This is a genomic window from Rhodococcus sp. G6(2025) (assembly GCF_058628105.1).
Genome location: NZ_CP179750.1, coordinates 2,591,473 through 2,609,303 on the forward strand (window position 1 = coordinate 2,591,473; position 17,831 = coordinate 2,609,303).

Sequence of the window (17,831 nt, forward strand, 5' to 3'; positions counted from 1 at the left end):
GGATGTGCGCTCAGTGGATGCGCGGCAGGTCCGCGGCTGCCGGGATGATTCCGCTGGAGTAGCCGGCGGACCAGGCGAGCACGTTGGCTACGTAGGCGGCGGAGTTGTTGTAACGGTGCACGGCCTTGGCGGCCTGAATCGGATCCTTGACGTTCAATCCGCCGTCGCACAGGTACTTTCCGGTGGTCAGCGCGGAGTCGAAGAGGTTCTGCGGATCGGCGACGCCGTCGCCGTTGCCGTCGCCCGCGTAGCGGTTCCACGTCTCGGGGAGGAACTGGGTGGGGCCGACTGCGCGGTCGTAGTTGGCGTCGCCGTCCAGCTTGCCGCCGTCGGTGTCGCGGATCACCGCGTTGCCGCCAAGGGTGCCGTCGAGGACGGGGCCGAGGACGGGCTTGAGCATGTTGCCCTTGTCATCCGCCTTGCCGTCGTAGGCGTGGGTGGACTCGACGCGGCCGATTCCGGCGATGAGCGTCCAGTACATGCCGCACCCCGGCTGTTCGACGGCGAGCATGCGCTCGGCGTTCTGGTACGCCGTGACGCTGATGGCCGGGATGCCGAGCGCGCCCTGGGCGATGCTCGCCGGGAGGGGCGGGGTGGCCTGGACGGGTGCGAGTGCCGGCGCAGCGGGCGCCGCTTCGGCTGCCGGTGCGGCCTCGGCGGCGGTCTCGGCCACGGGGGTGACGGCTTCCGCGGCCTCGGGTGCGGTGTCGGTCGCCTCCTGGGCGACGTCGGCGACCTCCGACGAGGAGTTAGTGGAGAGGAAAGGGACCTTGGGTGCGGCGCCGGCCGTGTTGGCTGCGGTGATCAGTCCGATGGGGACGAGTCCGGTAAGCGCGATGACCGAATTGCGGCGGATATGGGAGTCCGTCTTCTTGTTGTGCCGACCCACTCGATTGCCTCCTGCGACCCCCGTCTTGGGGTGTTCCGTTCAACTGACCGGATCGAGGCTACCTGATTCGATACGTTTCCGTTATCCAACCGTGATCAAACGGACTTGTATCGCACGATTCCGTTACTCCAAAGGCATGTGAGCGAGGGTAACGAACACGGCAAGGTCACGCCAGGACGTGGAGGTGCCGGGGGTCCGGCACGGATCGGGCCGGTCGGTGCGTCACGATCCGGACACCGGAACACTCCGCCGCGCGCCCTGCAAGCAGAGCGCGCGGCGGAGGCGGAGGTGACTACCGGGGAACGACGTCGGCCGGAGGGGCGCCCGGGGCGGGCTCGACCGGGCCGGGCGTGACGGATGCCGGGACGCCGGGGTCGGCGGGCGGGCAGAAGATCAGACAGGGCAGTTGCGGCAGCGGCGGGAGTCCGGGAATCGGCGGGGCCGGAGCGGGCGTCGCGGGAGTGGCCGCGCCGTCCGTGGACGGCTGCGGGGTGGTCGCGAGATCGCGTGGAAGGTCCGATTCGGCCGCGGCGGCGTCGGCGAGACGTCCGGGCGACGGCGACGCCGACTCCGACAACTGGCTCGGCGTCGGAGTTCCCCCGTTCCGGTAGGCGTTCGACCAGGTGATGACGTTGGCGGCGTACGCGGCAGAGTTGTTGTACCGCAGGACCGCGCGGGTCTCCTGGAGCGGATCGCGGAGGTCGAGACCACCCGAGCAGAGGTACCGGGCGGCCGCCAGCGTCGCGTCGAACACGTTGTTCGGATCGGCCACACCGTCCGCGTTGCCGTCGGAGGCGTACTTGGCCCACGTGGAGGGAATGAACTGCATCGGTCCAACGGCGCGATCGTGCCCGGGGTCGCCGTCCGTGGCGCCGCGGTCGGTGTCTCGGATGACCTCGTTGCCGGCCAGTCTGCCGTCGAGAACGGGACCCAGGATCGGGGTGATCGTGGTGCCGACCGAGTCGGTCCGGCCGCCGCCGGCGTGACCCGATTCGATGCGGCCGATACCGGCCAGCAGATGCCACGGCAGACCGCACTTCGGGGACTCCGCCATCATCTCGAGTTCCGCGGATCGGTACGCGTTGAGCACGATCTCCGGGATGCCCAGAGCGCTCAGGATCACCGGTGCGGCGATGAGCCCGGTGCCGGACGGCGACGTCGGGGATGTGGGATTTGTCACGGCGGGCAGCGGTGCGGGCGCGGGCGGCGGGGGAGCGGCCCGCTGCGACCGGGCGACCCGCGGTGTCGGCGCCACGATTCCCGACGGCGGGAAGTACGCGGCCTGGGGCGTGGTTCCCGGCGTGATCGACGCCGCCGTGAGTGTCGTCGCTCCCGTCGTGGAACCGAACGCGGAAGTGCCCACGGACGCTCCACTCACAGCAGAACCGCCGGTCGAGGACCCGAGGGTGGCAACTGCGCCCACTGTCAGGGCAGTCACCGTCAACAGTCCACGTATCCGCACTCGATCACCCCCTGCGGTGCTCTTCGCTTTCGCACACCGCATACATCCGAGAAGATGTGACTGACGTTACATATACGTGATCGACCCTGCCGGAGTTTGCGGGGATTTGCCGACCCTCATTTGCGCCGGGTGCGGGTGTCTTCGTCGTCGCCCAGCAGCGACTTGATCTCGTCGAGCTCGCGCCGCAGGTAGTCGCGGGTGGCGACCTCGCCGATCGCGATGCGCAGCGCGGCCAGTTCCCGGGCGAGGAACTCGGTGTCCGCCTTCGTCTGCTCGGCGCGCGAGCGGTCCTCCTCGAGAGAGACGCGGTCGCGGTTCTCCTGGCGGTTCTGCGCCAGCAGGATCAGCGGAGCCGCGTACGCGGCCTGGGTGGAGAACGCCAGGTTGAGCAGGATGAACGGGTACGGGTCCCACTGCAAACGGACGGCGAAGACGTTGATGATGATCCAGACGATCACCACCACCGTCTGGATCATCAGGTAGCGGCCCGTGCCGAGGAACCGGGCGAAGTTCTCGCTGGCCCGGCCGACGGCCTCCACGTCGTACGTGACCCGGAAGCGGCGGGTACCCCGCGGGGTGTCGAGGCGCTGCCGGTCGGACAGGCTCCGGGCGGCCGCGCTGGCTGACTTCTCGCTCATCCGTCGATCTCCTCTTCACGCCAGTCCTCGGGGAGGAGGTGGTCCAGGACATCGTCGACGGTGACCGCCCCGATCAGGTGGTCCTCGGCGTCGACCACCGGCCCGCACACCAGGTTGTAAGTGGCGAAGTAGCGGGTCACAGACGTCAGGGAATCCTCGGGTGCCAGCCGCGGCATGTCGGTGTCGAGCAGTCCGCCGACCAGGCTCGCGGGCGGTTCCCGCAGCAGTTTCTGCAGGTGCACGCAACCGAGGTAGCGGCCCGTCGGCGTCGCGGTCGGTGGGCGGACGACGAACACCATGCTCGCGAGAGCGGGGGTGACGTCCGAGATCCGGGCACGGGCCAGCGCCTCGGCGACCGTCGTCGAGGCGGTGAGGACCACCGGCTCCGGAGTCATCAGACCACCCGCGGTGTCGGGGGAGTGCTCGAGCAGCCGGCGGACCGGCTCGGAGTCCTGGGGGTCCATCAGCTGCAGCAGCGATTCGGCCTCGGTCTCGGGAAGTTCACCGAGGAGGTCGGCGGCGTCGTCGGGGTCCATGGCCTCGAGGACGTCCGCGGCGCGCTCGACCTCGAGGTGCATGAGCAGGTCCGTCTGGTCGTCGGAGGGCAGTTCCTGGACGACGTCGGCGAGACGTTCGTCGTCGAGTGCGAGGGCGAGTTCGTGGCGGCGTTTCTCCGGCAGGAGCCGCATCGCGTTCGCGACGTCGGCCGCGCGCATGCCCTCGAACTGCGTGAGCAGTGCCGAGACGCCCTGGCCGGGCATCGCCAGGTCGGTCTGTGTGAGGCCCTGGACGTGCTGCCACTCGACGACGTGCATGGCGGCGCGGCGACCGAGTCGGCCGCGGTGCCCGCGCACCGCGACCTTCGACACCACCCAGTCCCGGGTGCGGGTCTGCTCGATGCCCAGATCGACGACGATGATGTCGGCGTCCCGCAGCTCCTCGAGTTCCGGGTCGTCCACGCGCACGTGGGAATCCGCCACCTGGGCGAGGGCGAGCACCTCGCCGGGCCGCTGCTGGAATCGGCGCAGACTGACGTTGCCGGTGGTGAGTGTCACCGAGCTCGGTTCGATGGCGGTGACGCGGAGCATCGGGACGAAGATGCGTTTGCGCGTGAACAATTCGATGACCAGTCCGAGGACGCGCGGCTGCTGCCGGCCGACGCGCGCGGTGATCACCACGTCCCGGACGCGGCCGATCGACTCCCCGTCGGGGCCGAGCACCACCAGGCCGGCCAGCCTGGCTGCAAAAACCTTGTTCGCAGCTGCCATGATTGCCAGGCTAGATCCTTGTACAGAAATACAGGGAATCGAACACCTGCGAAAGTGGAGGATCGTCCGTCATGAGTTCCGTCTACAGGCCACGGCGATCGGTGCTCGCCGTTCCGGGCAGCAGCCGCAAGATGATCGACAAGGCGAAGGGGCTGCCCGCGGACGAGATCTTCCTCGACCTCGAGGACGCGGTGGCGCCGCTCGCCAAGCAGGAAGCGCGCGGCACCATCGCCGAGGCGCTCGCCGAGGATGGGTGGGGCGACCAGATCAAGGTGGTGCGGGTCAACGACTGGACCACCGAGTGGACGTACGCCGACGTCGTCGAGGTCGTGGGACGCGCGGGCGCCCACCTCGACGCGATCCTGCTGCCGAAAGTGCCGGACGCCAGTCATGTTCAGGCCCTCGACCTGCTGCTGACCCAGATAGAGAAGGCCAACGGGCTCGAGGTGGGCCGGATCGGTATCGAGCCGCAGATCGAGAATGCGATCGGGCTCACCAACATCGACGCCATCGCGACGGCCAGCCCCCGCGTGCAGACCCTGGTGTTCGGTCCCGCCGACTTCATGGCGAGCATCAACATGCGCACGCTGGTCGTCGGGGAGCAACCGGACGGCTACGACCGTGGCGACGCCTACCACCACATCCTGATGACCATCCTGATGGCCGCCCGCGCGCACGGGGTGCAGGCCATCGACGGTCCCTATCTCCAGATCCGCGACGTGGAGGCGTTCCGCCGGTCGGCGCAGCGCACGGCCGCACTCGGCTTCGACGGCAAGTGGGTGCTGCATCCCACCCAGATCGAGGCGGCGAACGATGTGTTCAGCCCCCGTCAGGACGATTACGACCGCGCCGAACTGATCCTGGACGCCTACGAGTTCCACACCTCCGCGGCCGGCGGCGGTCGCGGTGCCGTCATGCTCGGCGACGAGATGATCGACGAGGCGAGTCGCAAGATGGCGCTCGTGATCTCCGCCAAGGGTCGCGCCGCGGGTATGAAACGGACCACCGAGTTCGTGCGACCCGACGCGAAATAGCCTCAGCAGGCAGAATGGTTCTCACAGGACCGATCCTGAGAGAACCACACGAGGAGACCAGCTGACGATGACGAATCCACTCGGACAGTCCAATGGGGCGCGGCGTGGGGCTCTGCCGGAACCCCCCACGGGCTGGCCCATCGGTTCGTATCCCACGTACGCGGAGGCGCAGCGCGCCGTCGACTACCTCTCCGATCAGGAATTCTCGGTGGAGGACGTCACCATCGTGGGTGTCAACCTCATGCAGGTCGAGCGGGTGCTGGGCCGTCTCACCTGGGCGAAAGTGATTGGCGGGGGCATTGTTTCGGGGGCCTGGCTCGGCGTGTTCTTCGGGTTGCTGCTGGGCATCGTCACGGGCGGTTTTCTGGCGCCGCTCGTCGTCGGCATCGTCGGCGGCATCATTTTCGGGCTGATCTCCACGACGATCCCGTACGCGGCGACGCGGGGAACCCGGGACTTCGCGTCGACCATGCAGCTGGTCGCCGGGCGGTACGACGTGCTGTGCGAGCCGAAGTCGGCGGAGAAGGCCCGGGACATGCTGGCCAAACTGGCGCTCTGATCGGCGCTCCCGCCTCGACCTGCGGGTTGCGGTCGGGTCACGGATTGCGTCCCATTCGCGACGTTCGCGGCGATTTCACCCAGTTCGCCGACGATGTCGGATAGGTTTACGGCGCAATGCGTGGGCCCAGGCCCGCGCCGAAACCGTGACCTGTCGGTGGAGTGCGCGTTCCGGCAGGAACAAATGTGCGGGCCCGCGTGCCCAGCCGTACAGCGACTGGATCCGTGAGGGGCCGCTCGAGGAGGCGGCTGTGCTGCATCGCACCAAGCCCGGACGCTCGCTGAAGTGGGGACTGATCGGTGCCGCCGCCGTCCTCACCGTTCCCCTGCTGGCTGCGTGCGGGTCGTCCGAAGAGGGCATCGTCCTCAGCTTCTACACGGCTGCCGACGGCGCCGAACAGTATGCGGAGGCCGCGGCCAACTGCACGGCGGCGGCCGGCGGCCGGTACACCGTGGAGCAGCGCACGCTGCCGAAGGGCGCGGACGATCAGCGGCTCCAGCTGGCCCGCCGGCTCACCGGAAACGACACGTCACTCGACATCATGACACTCGACGTGGTGTGGACCGCCGAGTTCGCCGAGGCCGGCTGGGCGGTGCCGCTCCCGCCCGGCATCGCGGCGGAGGTCAGCGAGGGCACGCTCGAAGGCCCCCTCGAATCCGCGAAGTGGCAGGACCAGCTGTACGCCGCGCCGCTGAACACCAACACCCAGTTGCTGTGGTACCGCAAGGACCTCATGCCGGACGGGCAGCCGCCGCAGACGTGGGATCAGATGATCGACATCGCGGAGGGCCTGGCCGCGGAGGGCCGGCCCAGTTGGATCGGGGTGCAGGGCAAGCAGTACGAGGGCCTGATGGTGTGGTTCAACACCCTGCTCGCGAGCGCGGGCGGGTCCGTCGTCGCCGAGGACGGGACCACCGTGACGGTCGCGGACGGTGACGCCGCGCTGAAGGCGCTCGAGGTCATGAAGCGGGTGGCCACCGCAGAGGGTGCCGACCCGTCGGTGTCCCAGGGCGACGAGGCGTCGTCCCGGCTGGGGATGGAGAGCGGAAAGGCTGCGTTCGAGGTCAATTGGCCGTTCGTGCTGCCGGGCATGATCGAGAACGCGGAGAAGGGGGACCTGCCGTTCATCGACGAGAAGGGCAACCCGACGTCCGTGGACACAGGTAACACGGTGCTCACCGTCGACGGTCAGCAGAACTTCCTCCCGGCGCCGTACCCGTCGGTGATCCCCGGGCGACCGGCCGAGGTGACGATCGGCGGATTCAACATCGCGGTCGCGAAGACCAGCCAGCATCCGGACCTGGCGTTCGAGGCGGTGTCATGCCTGCGGAACGAGGAGAACCAGCGCAACAACGCCGTCAACGGTGGTGTGCCGCCGACGTTGGCGAGCCTGTACGACGACCCGGCGTTCCAGGAGGCGTACCCGGCGTGGCGTGAGGTGCGGGAGAGCCTCGAGACAGCATCCGTCCGCCCGGTGTCACCGGCGTACCAGAGCATTTCGACCCTGATCACCGACACGCTGAATCCGGTCGGTGACATCGACCCGCCGCGCACCGTCGACGAACTCGCCGAACAGGTACGCAAGGCGGTCAACTCGGAAGGGCTGATCCCGTGACGACCGAAACCGTGCAGGCGGACCGGGCCGAAGAGCCGAAAGTCGCGTCGAAGAAGCAGATCTCGGAAGGGAAGAAGGCCGAACGCAGACTGGGGTTGTGGTTGGTGGCTCCCGCCGCGATCCTCATGGTCGCGGTGACGGCCTACCCCGTCGTCTACGCGGTGTGGCTGAGCCTGCAGCGCTACGACCTCCGCTTCCCCGACGACCGCAAATTCGTGGGCCTCGCGAACTACGTGTCGGTGCTGTCGGACGCGTACTGGTGGCAGGCCTTCGCGGTGACGGTGGGCATCACGGTCGTGTCGGTGGTGATCGAGTTCGTCCTGGGCCTGATCCTGGCGCTCGTGATGCACCGGACGCTGGTCGGGAAGGGCATCGTGCGGACGGTGGTGCTGATCCCGTACGGCATCGTCACCGTGGCCGCCGCGTACAGCTGGTACTACGCGTGGACGCCGGGCACCGGGTATCTCGCCAACCTGTTGCCCGACGGCAGCGCCCCGCTGACGCAGCAGATTCCGTCGCTTGCGATCATCGTGCTCGCCGAGGTGTGGAAGACGACGCCGTTCATGGCGCTGCTGCTGCTCGCCGGACTGGCCCTCGTCCCCGACGACCTCCTCAAGGCCGCTCAGGTCGACGGCGCCGGGGCGTGGACGCGGCTGGTGCGGATCATCCTGCCGCTGATGAAACCGGCAATCCTGGTGGCGCTGCTGTTCCGCACGCTCGACGCGTTCCGGATCTTCGACAACATCTACGTCCTCACCAAGGGCGCCAACGACACCGGATCACTGTCGATCCTCGGCTACGACAACCTGTTCAAGGCATTCAACCTCGGAATCGGCTCCGCGATCAGCGTCCTCATCTTCCTCTGCGTCGCGCTGCTCGCGTTCGTGTTCATCAAGCTGTTCGGCGCCTCGGCTCCCGGGTCCGACACGGAAGGAAACCGATAGCCATGGCCGTCGTCGACACACTTCGCCGCAAGATCAGCTGGTCCGTGGTCAACCTGCTCGTCCTGCTCTACGCACTGGTCCCGGTGCTGTGGATCGCCAGCCTGTCGTTCAAGCCCGCGGGAACGATCAAGGACGGCAAGTTCATTCCGCAGAAGTGGACACTCGACAACTACCGCGGGATCTTCCAGACCAACGCCTTCACCAGTGCGCTGATCAACTCCATCGGCATCGGGCTCATCTCCACGGTGATCGCCGTCGTCATCGGCACCATGGCCGCCTACGCCATTGCCCGGCTGGACTTCCCAGGCAAGAAGCTGCTGGTCGGCGTGGCCCTGCTGATCGCGATGTTCCCGCAGATCTCCCTCGTGAGCCCGCTGTTCGACATCGAGCGCAGGCTCGGGCTGTTCGACACCTGGGCGGGTCTGATCCTCCCGTACATCACGTTCGCGCTGCCGCTGGCCATCTACACGTTGTCCGCCTTCTTCAAGGAGATCCCCTGGGAGCTCGAGAAGGCGGCCAAGATGGACGGCGCCACACCGGCTCAGGCGTTCCGGAAGGTCGTGGCCCCGCTGGCGGCGCCGGGCATCGTCACCGCCGCGATCCTGGTCTTCATCTTCTGCTGGAACGACCTGCTGTTCGCGATCTCGCTGACCTCGACGGAACGGTCCATCACCGCGCCGGCCGCGATCGCGAACTTCACCGGCGCCTCCCAGTTCGAGGAGCCGACGGGCTCGATCGCCGCAGCCGCGATGGTGATCACGATCCCGATCATCATCTTCGTGCTGTTCTTCCAACGACGCATCGTGGCCGGTCTGACCTCCGGCGCGGTGAAGGGCTGAGACCTGCTTGCAGGGTCGAAACTATGAAGGAGTTTCTGTGGCCGAAATCGTGCTCGACAAGGTGACGAAGCTGTACCCGGACGGCGCCAAGGCGGTGAGCGACGTCGACATCACGATCGCCGACGGCGAATTCATCATTCTGGTCGGACCGTCCGGGTGCGGAAAGTCGACCACTCTCAACATGATCGCCGGCCTGGAGGACATCTCGTCCGGTGAACTGCGCATTGCGGGGGAGCGGGTCAACGAGAAGGCGCCGAAGGACCGCGACATCGCGATGGTGTTCCAGTCGTACGCGCTGTACCCGCACATGACGGTGCGGCAGAACATCGCGTTCCCGCTGACCCTGGCGAAGATGTCGAAGTCGGACATCGCGGCGAAGGTGGACAACGCCGCCAAGATCCTCGACCTCACCCAGCACCTCGATCGCAAACCGGCCAATCTGTCGGGCGGACAGCGGCAGCGGGTCGCGATGGGCCGGGCGATCGTCCGCAGCCCCAAGGCGTTCCTGATGGACGAGCCGCTGTCGAACCTCGACGCCAAACTCCGCGTCCAGATGCGCACCGAGATCGCCCGGCTGCAACAGCGACTCGGCACCACCACGGTGTACGTCACGCACGACCAGACCGAGGCGATGACCCTCGGCGATCGGGTGGTGGTGCTGCGGGGCGGTGTGGTTCAGCAGATCGGGGCGCCGCAGGATCTGTACGACCACCCGAACAACCTGTTCGTCGCCGGGTTCATCGGCTCGCCGTCGATGAACTTCTTCCCGGGGCAGCTCACCGCCGACGGGGTGTCGACGCCGCTCGGCGAGTTCACGTTGCCCCCGGAGACACGCGACAAGATCGGGTCGTCGAACACGGCGAAGGACGTCGTCGTCGGGATCCGTCCCGAGCACTTCGAGGACGTGGGGCTCGTCGACGAGGGGCAGAGAGCGGCCGGTGGCACCTTCACGGCCAACATCGAGGTGCTCGAGTCGATGGGTTCGGACAAGTACGCCTATTTCACGGCGGAGGGGCCGCAGGTGACCTCCCGGGAACTCGAGGAGCTCGCCGCAGACTCGGGTACCGCGGTCGCGGGCGGCGGGCAGCTGGTCGCCCGGTTGTCGACCGAATCGTCCGCGGCGCACGGCAGGCCGGTGGAACTGTGGTTCGACCGGGCGAAGATCGCCCTGTTCGATCAGGATTCGGGAGCGAACCTCACCCGTTGAGCGGGGCGCTCACCCGAACCGCGGGTGTTCGCTCCGCCGAGGCCACCGACGGTGCCCCACTCGGCCGCGAGGGCGGTCGCGTGGACCTCGTCCTCCTCCTCGTCGGAGGGGGTGCGGGTGGTGCGCGTGATCCCGAAGAACGGCAGCAGCCCGGCGAGGGCGGCGGCGGTCGCGCCGACGACGAACGCGATCACGTACGCCGATTCGGTCGGGACGTCCGTTCCGTCGATGGTGATGCCGGCGAGCAGGGTCGCGAGCAGCGCGCTGGCGACGGAACTGCCCACGGACCGGGCGATGGAATTGATGCTGTTCGCGACGCCGGTCTCGTCCTGCCGGACCTCGGCCACGAGCAGTGACGGCAGCGACGCGTACGCGAGGCTGATGTACGTGTTGACCAGCAGGATGGCCGCGATGACTTCCCACGTGCGGTCGTGGGCGAAGACGAACACGACGAAACCGCTGACGCCGACGACGCTCGCGGCGATGAGGACGGCGCGGGATCCGAAGCGGTGGATCAGTTTTCCGCTGAGGATCGAGGCGAGGACGCCGCTGATCGCGCCCGGCAGCAGGTATACGGTGCTGGCCTCGAGGACGGTGGCCCCGAAGCCGTATCCGGCCACCGCGCGCGGGGTCTGGACGAAGTACGAGCTGCCCAGGAACATCACGAACATCGACATGCCGACCACGAGCGCGGACAGGTGGGTGACGAGGACGGGCGGGTTGGTCAGCAGCCGGGGCGCGACGAGTGGGTCGGTGATCCTGCGTTCGAAGAGGAACCAGCCGATCAGGACCAGGATTCCGGCGATTCCGCTGACGATGGTGACGGGGGACGTCCAGCCCCAGGTGCCGCCCTCGGCGAGCGGCAGCAGGACGAGGACCAGGCCGGCGGCCAGAGCGGCCGCGCCGATCCAGTCGATGGATCCGGTTCCGGTGCGCGGGCGGCGGGGGATGGCGATCCAGGCGAGGACGAGTCCGGCGGCGGTGATGGCCGAGGACAGCCAGAAGATGCGGTGGAAGTCGGCGCCGTCGGAGACCAGCACACCGGTGAGGACGATGCCGAAGCATCCGCCGAATCCGAGGGTGCCGGAGAAGATCCCCATCGCCCCGGTCAGCTTCTCGGCGGGAAGTTCGTCACGCAGGACCGCGATGCCGATCGGGAACAGCGCGAACGACACGCCCTGGAGCACGCGGGCGAAGATCAGCACTCCTACCGACGTCGACAACGCACCGATGAGGGAACCGAGCAGCACGACCACGAGCACCCCGAGCAGGACGGGCCGTTTGCCGCGGAGATCGGCCAGGCGGCCGAGGACGGGCGTCGCGGTGGCGGCCGCGAGGAGGTTCGCGGTGAGGAGCCAGCCGACGGCGGTGGGGCCGACGTCGAGTTGCGAGCCGATGGTCCCGACGATCGGCACCACCAACGTTTGCAGAACGGCGACAATCATCACGACGAAGCACATGACGGGCAGGAGAGCCCTGGCTGCGGTTGTCGATCCGGCGGCCATGGGGTCCTCCTGTAGGGGTCGGTGAACGGCGTAATCAAATACGGTACTGGGGCTAACTAACGAAGGGGTTCACGGTGGGGTCTCAACGCATGTCGAATCGAGCGTTGGGCCGGGCCACACTGGCCCGGCAATCGCTGCTGAGCCGTTCGGACGCGTCCGCCCTCGACATGATCGAGCACCTCTGCGGACTGCAAGCCCAGGCTCCGGCCCCGCCGTATTTCGCACTGTGGACGCGGTTGACACGATTCCGCGCCGAGTCGCTGTCGGACCTCATCGAGAACCGCGCGGTGGTGCGGATTGTCGCGATGCGCGGCACGGTCTTCGCCCTGTCGGCCACGGACGCGCTCTCGTTCCGTCCGCTCACGCAACCGCTGCTCGACCGCGACCTACACACCAACACACAGCACCGGTCCGGTCTCGACGGGATCGACCTCGGCGCCCTCGCCGCCGCGGGACGTGAATTGGTGCGCGACGAACCCCGCACGCAGTCGCAGATGCGGCCCCTGCTCGAGGAGCGGTTCCCCGGCCGTGACGGGGCCGCGCTCGCCCACGGGGTGCGGGGACTGGTCCCGATGGTCCAGGTTCCACCGCGCGGGCTCTGGGGCAGGTCCGGGCAACCGGCGCTGTCGACGCTGGAGTCGTGGGTGGGTCGTCCACTGTCCGCCGCGCCGTCCATCGACACGATGCTGTTGCGCTACCTCGCCGCGTTCGGCCCGGCGAGCGCGCGGGACGCCCAGGCCTGGTCGGGGCTGACGCGGCTCGGGGAGGTCTTCGACCGGCTGCGGCCGGAACTCCGGGTGTTCCAGGGCGAAGCGGGTCCGGAACTCTTCGACCTTCCCGACGCACCCCGGCCGGACCCGGGCACCCCCGCCCCCGTCCGCATCCTCGCGCCGTTCGACAACGTGCTGCTCTCGCACGCGGACCGCGGACGCCTCCTCGACGACGACGTGCGGAAGAAGGTCTTCACCCAGAACGGCATCATCAAACCTGCCGTCCTGGTGAACGGCAGGGTCGCGGCGTTCACCACGACGGTGGTCGAGAAGTCCCGTGCGGTACTCGACGTGGAGCCGTTGGCGACCATCGCGAAGACGCATCGCACCGCGATCGAGGCGGAGGGCAGGCGACTGTTGAAGTTCGCGCACCCCGAGGCGCCCGAGCGTGTCGTGCGGTTCACGGGCTAGCCGGTTTGTGCCTGCGCGGTGCGAGGTGGCTGAGCTCGGCGATGATCTCGTCGTTCCAGACATGCTGGCGCACAAGGCGGTACCGCTCCCGCGCCACCCACAGGTAGGCCTCGGCGTCGGTGTGGTCGGGCAGCATCTCCGCGGCCCGCAGCATCCGGACCACCGGCAGGAACTCCTCACCGAACCAGCGCCGGGCCACGGTTTCACGGCTGAGGAATTCGCCCACCTCCTGCATGAGCCGGAAACCCCAGGCCTCGACGCTCTGGCTGATCTCGGCGTACTCCCAGGGATCGGTGACGACCACGGCCGCCCGCTGGGGCCCGCTGAGCGGCACCCGGGTGAGGAACAGGCGGCGGTGGTCCTTGATGACCAGGTCGCCGCGCTGCGCGATCCCGTCGGGGGAGATCTTGGTCTGGATCTCGGTGACGTAGGCGTCGATCGTGCTCCAGTGCATCGCGTACGCGATGGAGACGCGGTGGTGGCCGTCGCTGACGAAGTGCATGGACCCGATCCGATACACCTGGATCGGCGGCACCGACTCCCCCCGGCGCTGCGCGGCCGCCAGCCGTTGCCAGCGCTCGCGCACCCGGGTGGACGTGGGCCGGAAGAACCGGTCGAAGTCGCGGGTCCGGTCGACGCTCCCGACGATGGAGTTGACCGGGATCACCTGCAGGCCGAGCGACCGTTCCCCGACCCGGCCGACGGCAGCGACCACCTCGTCGAACGGCAGGATCTCGTTGACGTCGTCCGGTTCGCGGCGCAGCCAGCTGACCAGCCGCGACAACTCGGCGCGGCGGCGCTGGCGGGTGAAGTCGTTTTCCGCGTCGGCGGCGGGGAATCCGGTGTCACGTGCCATGCCGGCGCCTGACGATGGTGGGGTCGGCGCCCGGGGCCAACTCCATCAGGGTGAATCCCACGGTGTTGATCACCGTCGTCGCGCCGAGTGTGCGGTCCTCGGCCGCCCGGCCGTACGGGTGGACGTGCCCGTGGATCATGACGCGGGCCTGCAACCTGCCCGCCAGGGTCTCGAAGCACTCGAAACCCCGGTGCGGTGGATCCTCCTGGTCGCCCACTCCGCGCGGCGGGCTGTGCGTGAGCAGCACGTCGACGCCGGACACACCCGAGCGGCGCGCGTGCCACGCACTCGTCAGCGCCAGGTTGCGCGCCCGCCGCCGCTGCTGCCGCTCGGTCCACTGGTTGGGGCCGTCGTTGTAGCGGATCGATCCACCCAGACCGGCGATGCGCAGGCCCGCGATCCGCACGATCCGGCCGTCCGCGTTGACCGCGCCGCAGGGTCCCGGCCACGCCGAGGGCAGACCCGCCCGCATCCATCCGACACGTCCCGCGGAGTAGCCGGACAGGTCGGCGTCGTGGTTGCCCGGCACGAAGACGCACGGCGCGTCGAGCGCGTCGATCAGATATTCCAGGTAGTCGAACGGGAGATCGCCCGCACCGAGGATCAGGTCGACGTCCATGGCACGCACCTGCGAACTCCACAGCGACTCGATCGTCTCGTCGGACACTGCGAGTACCGAGACCATGGTCCGACGCTACCGGCTCGCGAGGCCGGAGGACGGGTGAGCGGCTTCGGTGGTTTGATTGCGGGGTGACTGACAGCGTTGTGGCCTCCGTTCGCGCGCACCTGCTGGGGCAGATCGGGGGACCGGAGCCGACTGCGGCATCGGTGACGTTCCTGGGCGTCGAGCCGCTGGACGTGCTGCGGTTCGCACCCGACGAAGAGGGGCTGGTGCGCTACGTGACCCTGGGGTGCTCCCGGCACCCGATGGGCGACCCCGGCGAACTGGTGGCCGACCCGCTCCGTGGCCCCCGCGCCGAACTGATCCTCACCCTGCGCGGTGGGGCCGGGGTGGCATCGGGAGTTGCGCGGACCCTCGCGGTCCTGGCGGCGGCGCCGTCGGTGGAAGGGGTGGTTCTCGTCGAGGACGCGCTGCTCGACCTGGGGGAGCCGCTGTGGAAGGACGCACCGTTCACCGCCGTGCTGCTCGGTGAATCGACCGTCCCGGACCTCCCGCTGCCCGAACCCGCGGAGGCCGTGCGGTTCCTCGCTGTCGTGCCGCTCACCGGCACCGAAGCGGCGTGGGTCCGGCTGCGCGGCGCCGGGGCACTGCGCGACGCCTGGACGGAGGCGGGCATCGACGTCCGCGATCCGTACCGCGGTGCCGCGTCCCTCTAGAGCCAGTGGTTCCGGCGGAACGTGACGAACAGGGCCACCGTCACCGATGCGATCACGAATACCACGCCGTGATAGCCGTACTGCCAATGCAATTCGGGCATGTTGTCGAAGTTCATGCCGTAGATGCCCGCGATCATCGTCGGCACGGCCGCGATGGCCACCCACGCCGAGATCTTGCGCATGTCGGTGTTCTGCTGCACGGCGATCTTGGCGAGGGCGGCGTCGACGAGTGAGCTGAGGACCTCGTCGTATTCGGCGATCCGCTCGGCGACGGTGGTGTGGTGGTCGAGGACGTCGCGGAAGTAGCGGCGGATCTCCTTCGGCACCGGATTGCCCGGTGCCCGCGTCAGCCGCAGCAGCGGGTTGGACAGCGGGTTCACCGATTTGCGGAGTTCGACGATCTCGCGCTTGAGGAGGTAGATGTGTTCGACCGCGACGCTGCTGCGCGGGCTGAACACCGCCTCCTCCATGCCGTCGACGTCCTCTTCGATGGCCTGGGTGACTTCGAGGTAGGTGTCCACCACGTGGTCCGCGACCGCGTGCAGCACCGCGTACGGGCCCAGGGCGAGGCGCTCCTGGTTCGCCTCCAGCGCGTGGCGGACGTTCGCGAGCGGGGAATGGTCGCCGTGCCGGACGGTGATGACGAAGTCGGCGCCCACGAACACCATGATCTCGCCGGTCTCCACGATCTCGCTGGCCGTCGCCACCGACTCGTGAGGCACGTAGTTGACCGTCCGCAACACCAGGAACAGCACGTCGTCGTAGCGTTCCAGCTTCGGCCGCTGGTGGGCGTGGACGGCGTCCTCGACCATCAACTCGTGCAGCCCGAACGTCTCGGCCACGCTTTCCATCTGCCCCTCGTCGGGGGCGAGCAACCCGACCCACACGAACCCTCGGCCCCGCTTGCGGACCTCGGCCATCGCGGCCTGGTGCGTGTATTTTCCGGGGAGCCTCGTGCCGTCGACGTACACACCGCAGTCGACGATGGCGCGCGCGGTCGGGATGCGGATCCTGGGGCCCGGGTCCTTGTCACCGCTGCGCTGATCCTTGTCGCTGCCACGCTTGGGGAGCGAGGGCACAGACGGCACGGGGCCCTCCCTTTCACCGGCGAGTCGGAAACGCTGCTGGTGAATCGTACGTCAGCACCCGCTCCGGACCGGCGGCGTCGCACGACACGCCAGGCTTCCGGGCCGCACGCTCGGACCCCGTGCCGCGACACCTGACAGACTGGTCTGGTGCTCATCGATCTCCACACCCATTCGACGGCCTCCGACGGAACCGACAGCCCGGCGGACCTGGTGCGCGCCGCGGGGGCAGCAGGACTCGACATCGTGGCGATCACCGATCACGACACGACCGCGGGGTGGGCCGAGGCGGTCGCGGCGTTGCCTGCGGGGCTCGCGCTGGTGCGGGGCATGGAGATGTCCTGCGAGGGCCGCGGTGAGGACGGACGCCCGGTTGCGGTGCATCTCCTCGCCTACCTGTTCGATCCCGCGCACGCGGCGTTCGCACGCGAGCGGGAACGGTTGCGGAACGAGCGGATCGTGCGAATCCGCGCGATGGCGGAGTTGATGATGGAGGACGGTCTGCCCATCGACGCCGACGAGGTGCTCGCGGAAGCGGGACCCGCGGCGGGACGCCCACACCTGGCCAGGGCTCTGATGCGCGCCGGTGTGGTCGGCAGCGTCGGTGAGGCGTTCGTGGATCTGCTGGCCCCGCGCGGCCGGTACTTCGTCGACAAGTCCGATACCCCCCTCGACGACGCCGTGCAACTGGTGGCGGAGGCCGGGGGAGTGAGCGTCCTCGCCCACGGACGGGCCCGCACGAGGGGACGGCTGCTGTCGCTCGATCACGTCCGCGACCTGGCGGGAGCCGGTTTGCACGGGCTCGAGGTGCACCACCCCGACCACTCGTCGGACGACACTCGGGTTCTGCAGGAACTGGCCGACGAGCTCGGTCTGGTCGTCACCGGCTCCTCCGACTATCACGGCACGAACAAGGCCATCCGGCTCGGCGAGTTCACGACGGACGCCGACGAATTCGACACCCTCGTCTCGAAAGCATCCGGCGTACAGGTGGTCTCGGCATGAACACGCACGAGTTCGAGCGGTACGACCCCTACGGTCCCACCCTTCCGAGGACGGTGACGGCCACCGAACCGCGACGCAGCCCTCTCGTCGTCCGCGCGCTGCGCGCCCTCAGCGGGGCCGTCGCCGCCGGCGTGGTGATCCTCTGCCTCGTCGTGATCGGCTCCGCCTACGTGGGCGGCGGCCGGGGCTTTCCCGGCCCGGGGACGATCTCCATCACCGCGCACGTGGTCGCGTCCGTGTTCGTGATCGTGGCGCAGCGGATTGCGGACCGCCGCGACGGTCTCGTCGCCATGGTCGCATCCGTCGCCGTCCTCGCGGCGGCGGCGCTTCTGCTGGCTACCCAGTGGTGGGGTTGACGGACGCTCGGCCCGTTATGTGAAACCGGCTCTCACAGTGACCCATCGGT

18 protein-coding genes are annotated in these 17,831 nt (G+C 68.6%); 10 read left to right on the forward strand and 8 right to left on the reverse strand.

Going from position 1 to position 17,831, the window contains the following annotated elements:
* Positions 1-10: 10 nt before the first annotated feature.
* The 4 genes from ACLIVD_RS11775 to ACLIVD_RS11790 all read right to left on the reverse strand — a co-directional run bounded on the left by ACLIVD_RS11775 (position 11) and on the right by ACLIVD_RS11790 (position 4,257).
* Positions 11-889, reverse strand: a complete 879-nt coding sequence (locus ACLIVD_RS11775) for a lytic transglycosylase domain-containing protein (RefSeq protein WP_283332890.1) — start codon at positions 887-889, stop codon at positions 11-13.
* Between the two features lie 292 nt (positions 890-1,181).
* On the reverse strand, positions 1,182-2,351 hold the full coding sequence (locus ACLIVD_RS11780) for a lytic transglycosylase domain-containing protein (protein ID WP_283332891.1): 1,170 nt from the start codon (positions 2,349-2,351) through the stop codon (positions 1,182-1,184).
* A 116-nt stretch (positions 2,352-2,467) separates the two neighbouring features.
* Positions 2,468-2,989: a DUF1003 domain-containing protein gene (locus tag ACLIVD_RS11785; protein ID WP_280783506.1), complete on the reverse strand. Its 522-nt coding sequence runs from the start codon at positions 2,987-2,989 to the stop codon at positions 2,468-2,470.
* Positions 2,986-4,257, reverse strand: coding sequence for a magnesium transporter MgtE N-terminal domain-containing protein (locus ACLIVD_RS11790; RefSeq protein ID WP_105412769.1), 1,272 nt, complete (start codon positions 4,255-4,257; stop codon positions 2,986-2,988). Before ACLIVD_RS11790 ends, ACLIVD_RS11785 begins: the two co-directional genes overlap by 4 nt.
* Before the next feature lie 71 nt (positions 4,258-4,328).
* Here ACLIVD_RS11790 and ACLIVD_RS11795 point away from each other — a divergent pair, with 71 nt between their 5' ends.
* From ACLIVD_RS11795 to ACLIVD_RS11820, 6 genes are all read left to right on the forward strand, one after another.
* Positions 4,329-5,291, forward strand: a complete 963-nt coding sequence (locus ACLIVD_RS11795; protein ID WP_283332892.1) for an HpcH/HpaI aldolase/citrate lyase family protein — start codon at positions 4,329-4,331, stop codon at positions 5,289-5,291.
* 67 nt (positions 5,292-5,358) lie between these two features.
* Positions 5,359-5,850, forward strand: a complete 492-nt coding sequence (locus ACLIVD_RS11800) for a general stress protein (protein ID WP_005239275.1) — start codon at positions 5,359-5,361, stop codon at positions 5,848-5,850.
* Between the two features lie 250 nt (positions 5,851-6,100).
* Positions 6,101-7,465 carry an ABC transporter substrate-binding protein gene (locus ACLIVD_RS11805; protein WP_186301275.1) on the forward strand — a complete coding sequence of 455 codons (1,365 nt, stop codon included), beginning with the start codon at positions 6,101-6,103 and terminating at the stop codon, positions 7,463-7,465.
* The gene (locus ACLIVD_RS11810; RefSeq protein ID WP_005573473.1) at positions 7,462-8,409 is read left to right on the forward strand and encodes a carbohydrate ABC transporter permease; all 948 of its coding nucleotides are present in this window, start codon (positions 7,462-7,464) and stop codon (positions 8,407-8,409) included. The genes ACLIVD_RS11805 and ACLIVD_RS11810 overlap by 4 nt, the downstream gene beginning before the upstream one ends.
* A gap of 2 nt (positions 8,410-8,411) precedes the next feature.
* Entirely contained in the window at positions 8,412-9,248 is an 837-nt protein-coding gene (locus ACLIVD_RS11815) for a carbohydrate ABC transporter permease (RefSeq protein WP_491932495.1), read from the forward strand.
* A gap of 37 nt (positions 9,249-9,285) precedes the next feature.
* Complete coding sequence (locus ACLIVD_RS11820; RefSeq protein ID WP_280783508.1) at positions 9,286-10,455, forward strand: ABC transporter ATP-binding protein; 1,170 nt, start codon at positions 9,286-9,288, stop codon at positions 10,453-10,455.
* On the opposite strand, the gene ACLIVD_RS11825 is transcribed toward ACLIVD_RS11820, so the two are convergent.
* Positions 10,425-11,960: an MFS transporter gene (locus tag ACLIVD_RS11825; protein ID WP_283332893.1), complete on the reverse strand. Its 1,536-nt coding sequence runs from the start codon at positions 11,958-11,960 to the stop codon at positions 10,425-10,427. The genes ACLIVD_RS11820 and ACLIVD_RS11825 overlap by 31 nt on opposite strands.
* Positions 11,961-12,034: 74 nt before the next feature.
* Here ACLIVD_RS11825 and ACLIVD_RS11830 point away from each other — a divergent pair, with 74 nt between their 5' ends.
* Positions 12,035-13,141, forward strand: coding sequence for a winged helix DNA-binding domain-containing protein (locus ACLIVD_RS11830; protein ID WP_280783510.1), 1,107 nt, complete (start codon positions 12,035-12,037; stop codon positions 13,139-13,141).
* Here the strand turns inward: ACLIVD_RS11830 and ACLIVD_RS11835 are convergent.
* Together ACLIVD_RS11835 and ACLIVD_RS11840 are read right to left on the reverse strand one after the other, a co-directional pair.
* Entirely contained in the window at positions 13,131-13,997 is an 867-nt protein-coding gene (locus ACLIVD_RS11835; RefSeq protein WP_005264657.1) for a hypothetical protein, read from the reverse strand. The genes ACLIVD_RS11830 and ACLIVD_RS11835 overlap by 11 nt on opposite strands.
* Positions 13,987-14,682: a metallophosphoesterase family protein gene (locus ACLIVD_RS11840; RefSeq protein ID WP_005264659.1), complete on the reverse strand. Its 696-nt coding sequence runs from the start codon at positions 14,680-14,682 to the stop codon at positions 13,987-13,989. Before ACLIVD_RS11840 ends, ACLIVD_RS11835 begins: the two co-directional genes overlap by 11 nt.
* A 65-nt stretch (positions 14,683-14,747) precedes the next feature.
* On the opposite strand from ACLIVD_RS11840, the gene ACLIVD_RS11845 reads away from it, so the two are divergent.
* A complete protein-coding gene (locus tag ACLIVD_RS11845; protein ID WP_283332894.1) occupies positions 14,748-15,335 on the forward strand; it encodes a suppressor of fused domain protein in 588 nt (195 codons plus the stop codon).
* Here the strand turns inward: ACLIVD_RS11845 and corA are convergent.
* Positions 15,332-16,423: a magnesium/cobalt transporter CorA gene (corA, locus tag ACLIVD_RS11850; protein WP_280783512.1), complete on the reverse strand. Its 1,092-nt coding sequence runs from the start codon at positions 16,421-16,423 to the stop codon at positions 15,332-15,334. The two genes, ACLIVD_RS11845 and corA, sit on opposite strands and share 4 nt — an antisense overlap.
* Positions 16,424-16,570: 147 nt before the next feature.
* Here corA and ACLIVD_RS11855 point away from each other — a divergent pair, with 147 nt between their 5' ends.
* On the forward strand, positions 16,571-17,425 hold the full coding sequence (locus tag ACLIVD_RS11855) for a PHP domain-containing protein (RefSeq protein ID WP_105412761.1): 855 nt from the start codon (positions 16,571-16,573) through the stop codon (positions 17,423-17,425).
* Entirely contained in the window at positions 17,422-17,781 is a 360-nt protein-coding gene (locus ACLIVD_RS11860; RefSeq protein ID WP_283332895.1) for a hypothetical protein, read from the forward strand. Before ACLIVD_RS11855 ends, ACLIVD_RS11860 begins: the two co-directional genes overlap by 4 nt.
* Positions 17,782-17,831 lie beyond the last annotated feature (50 nt).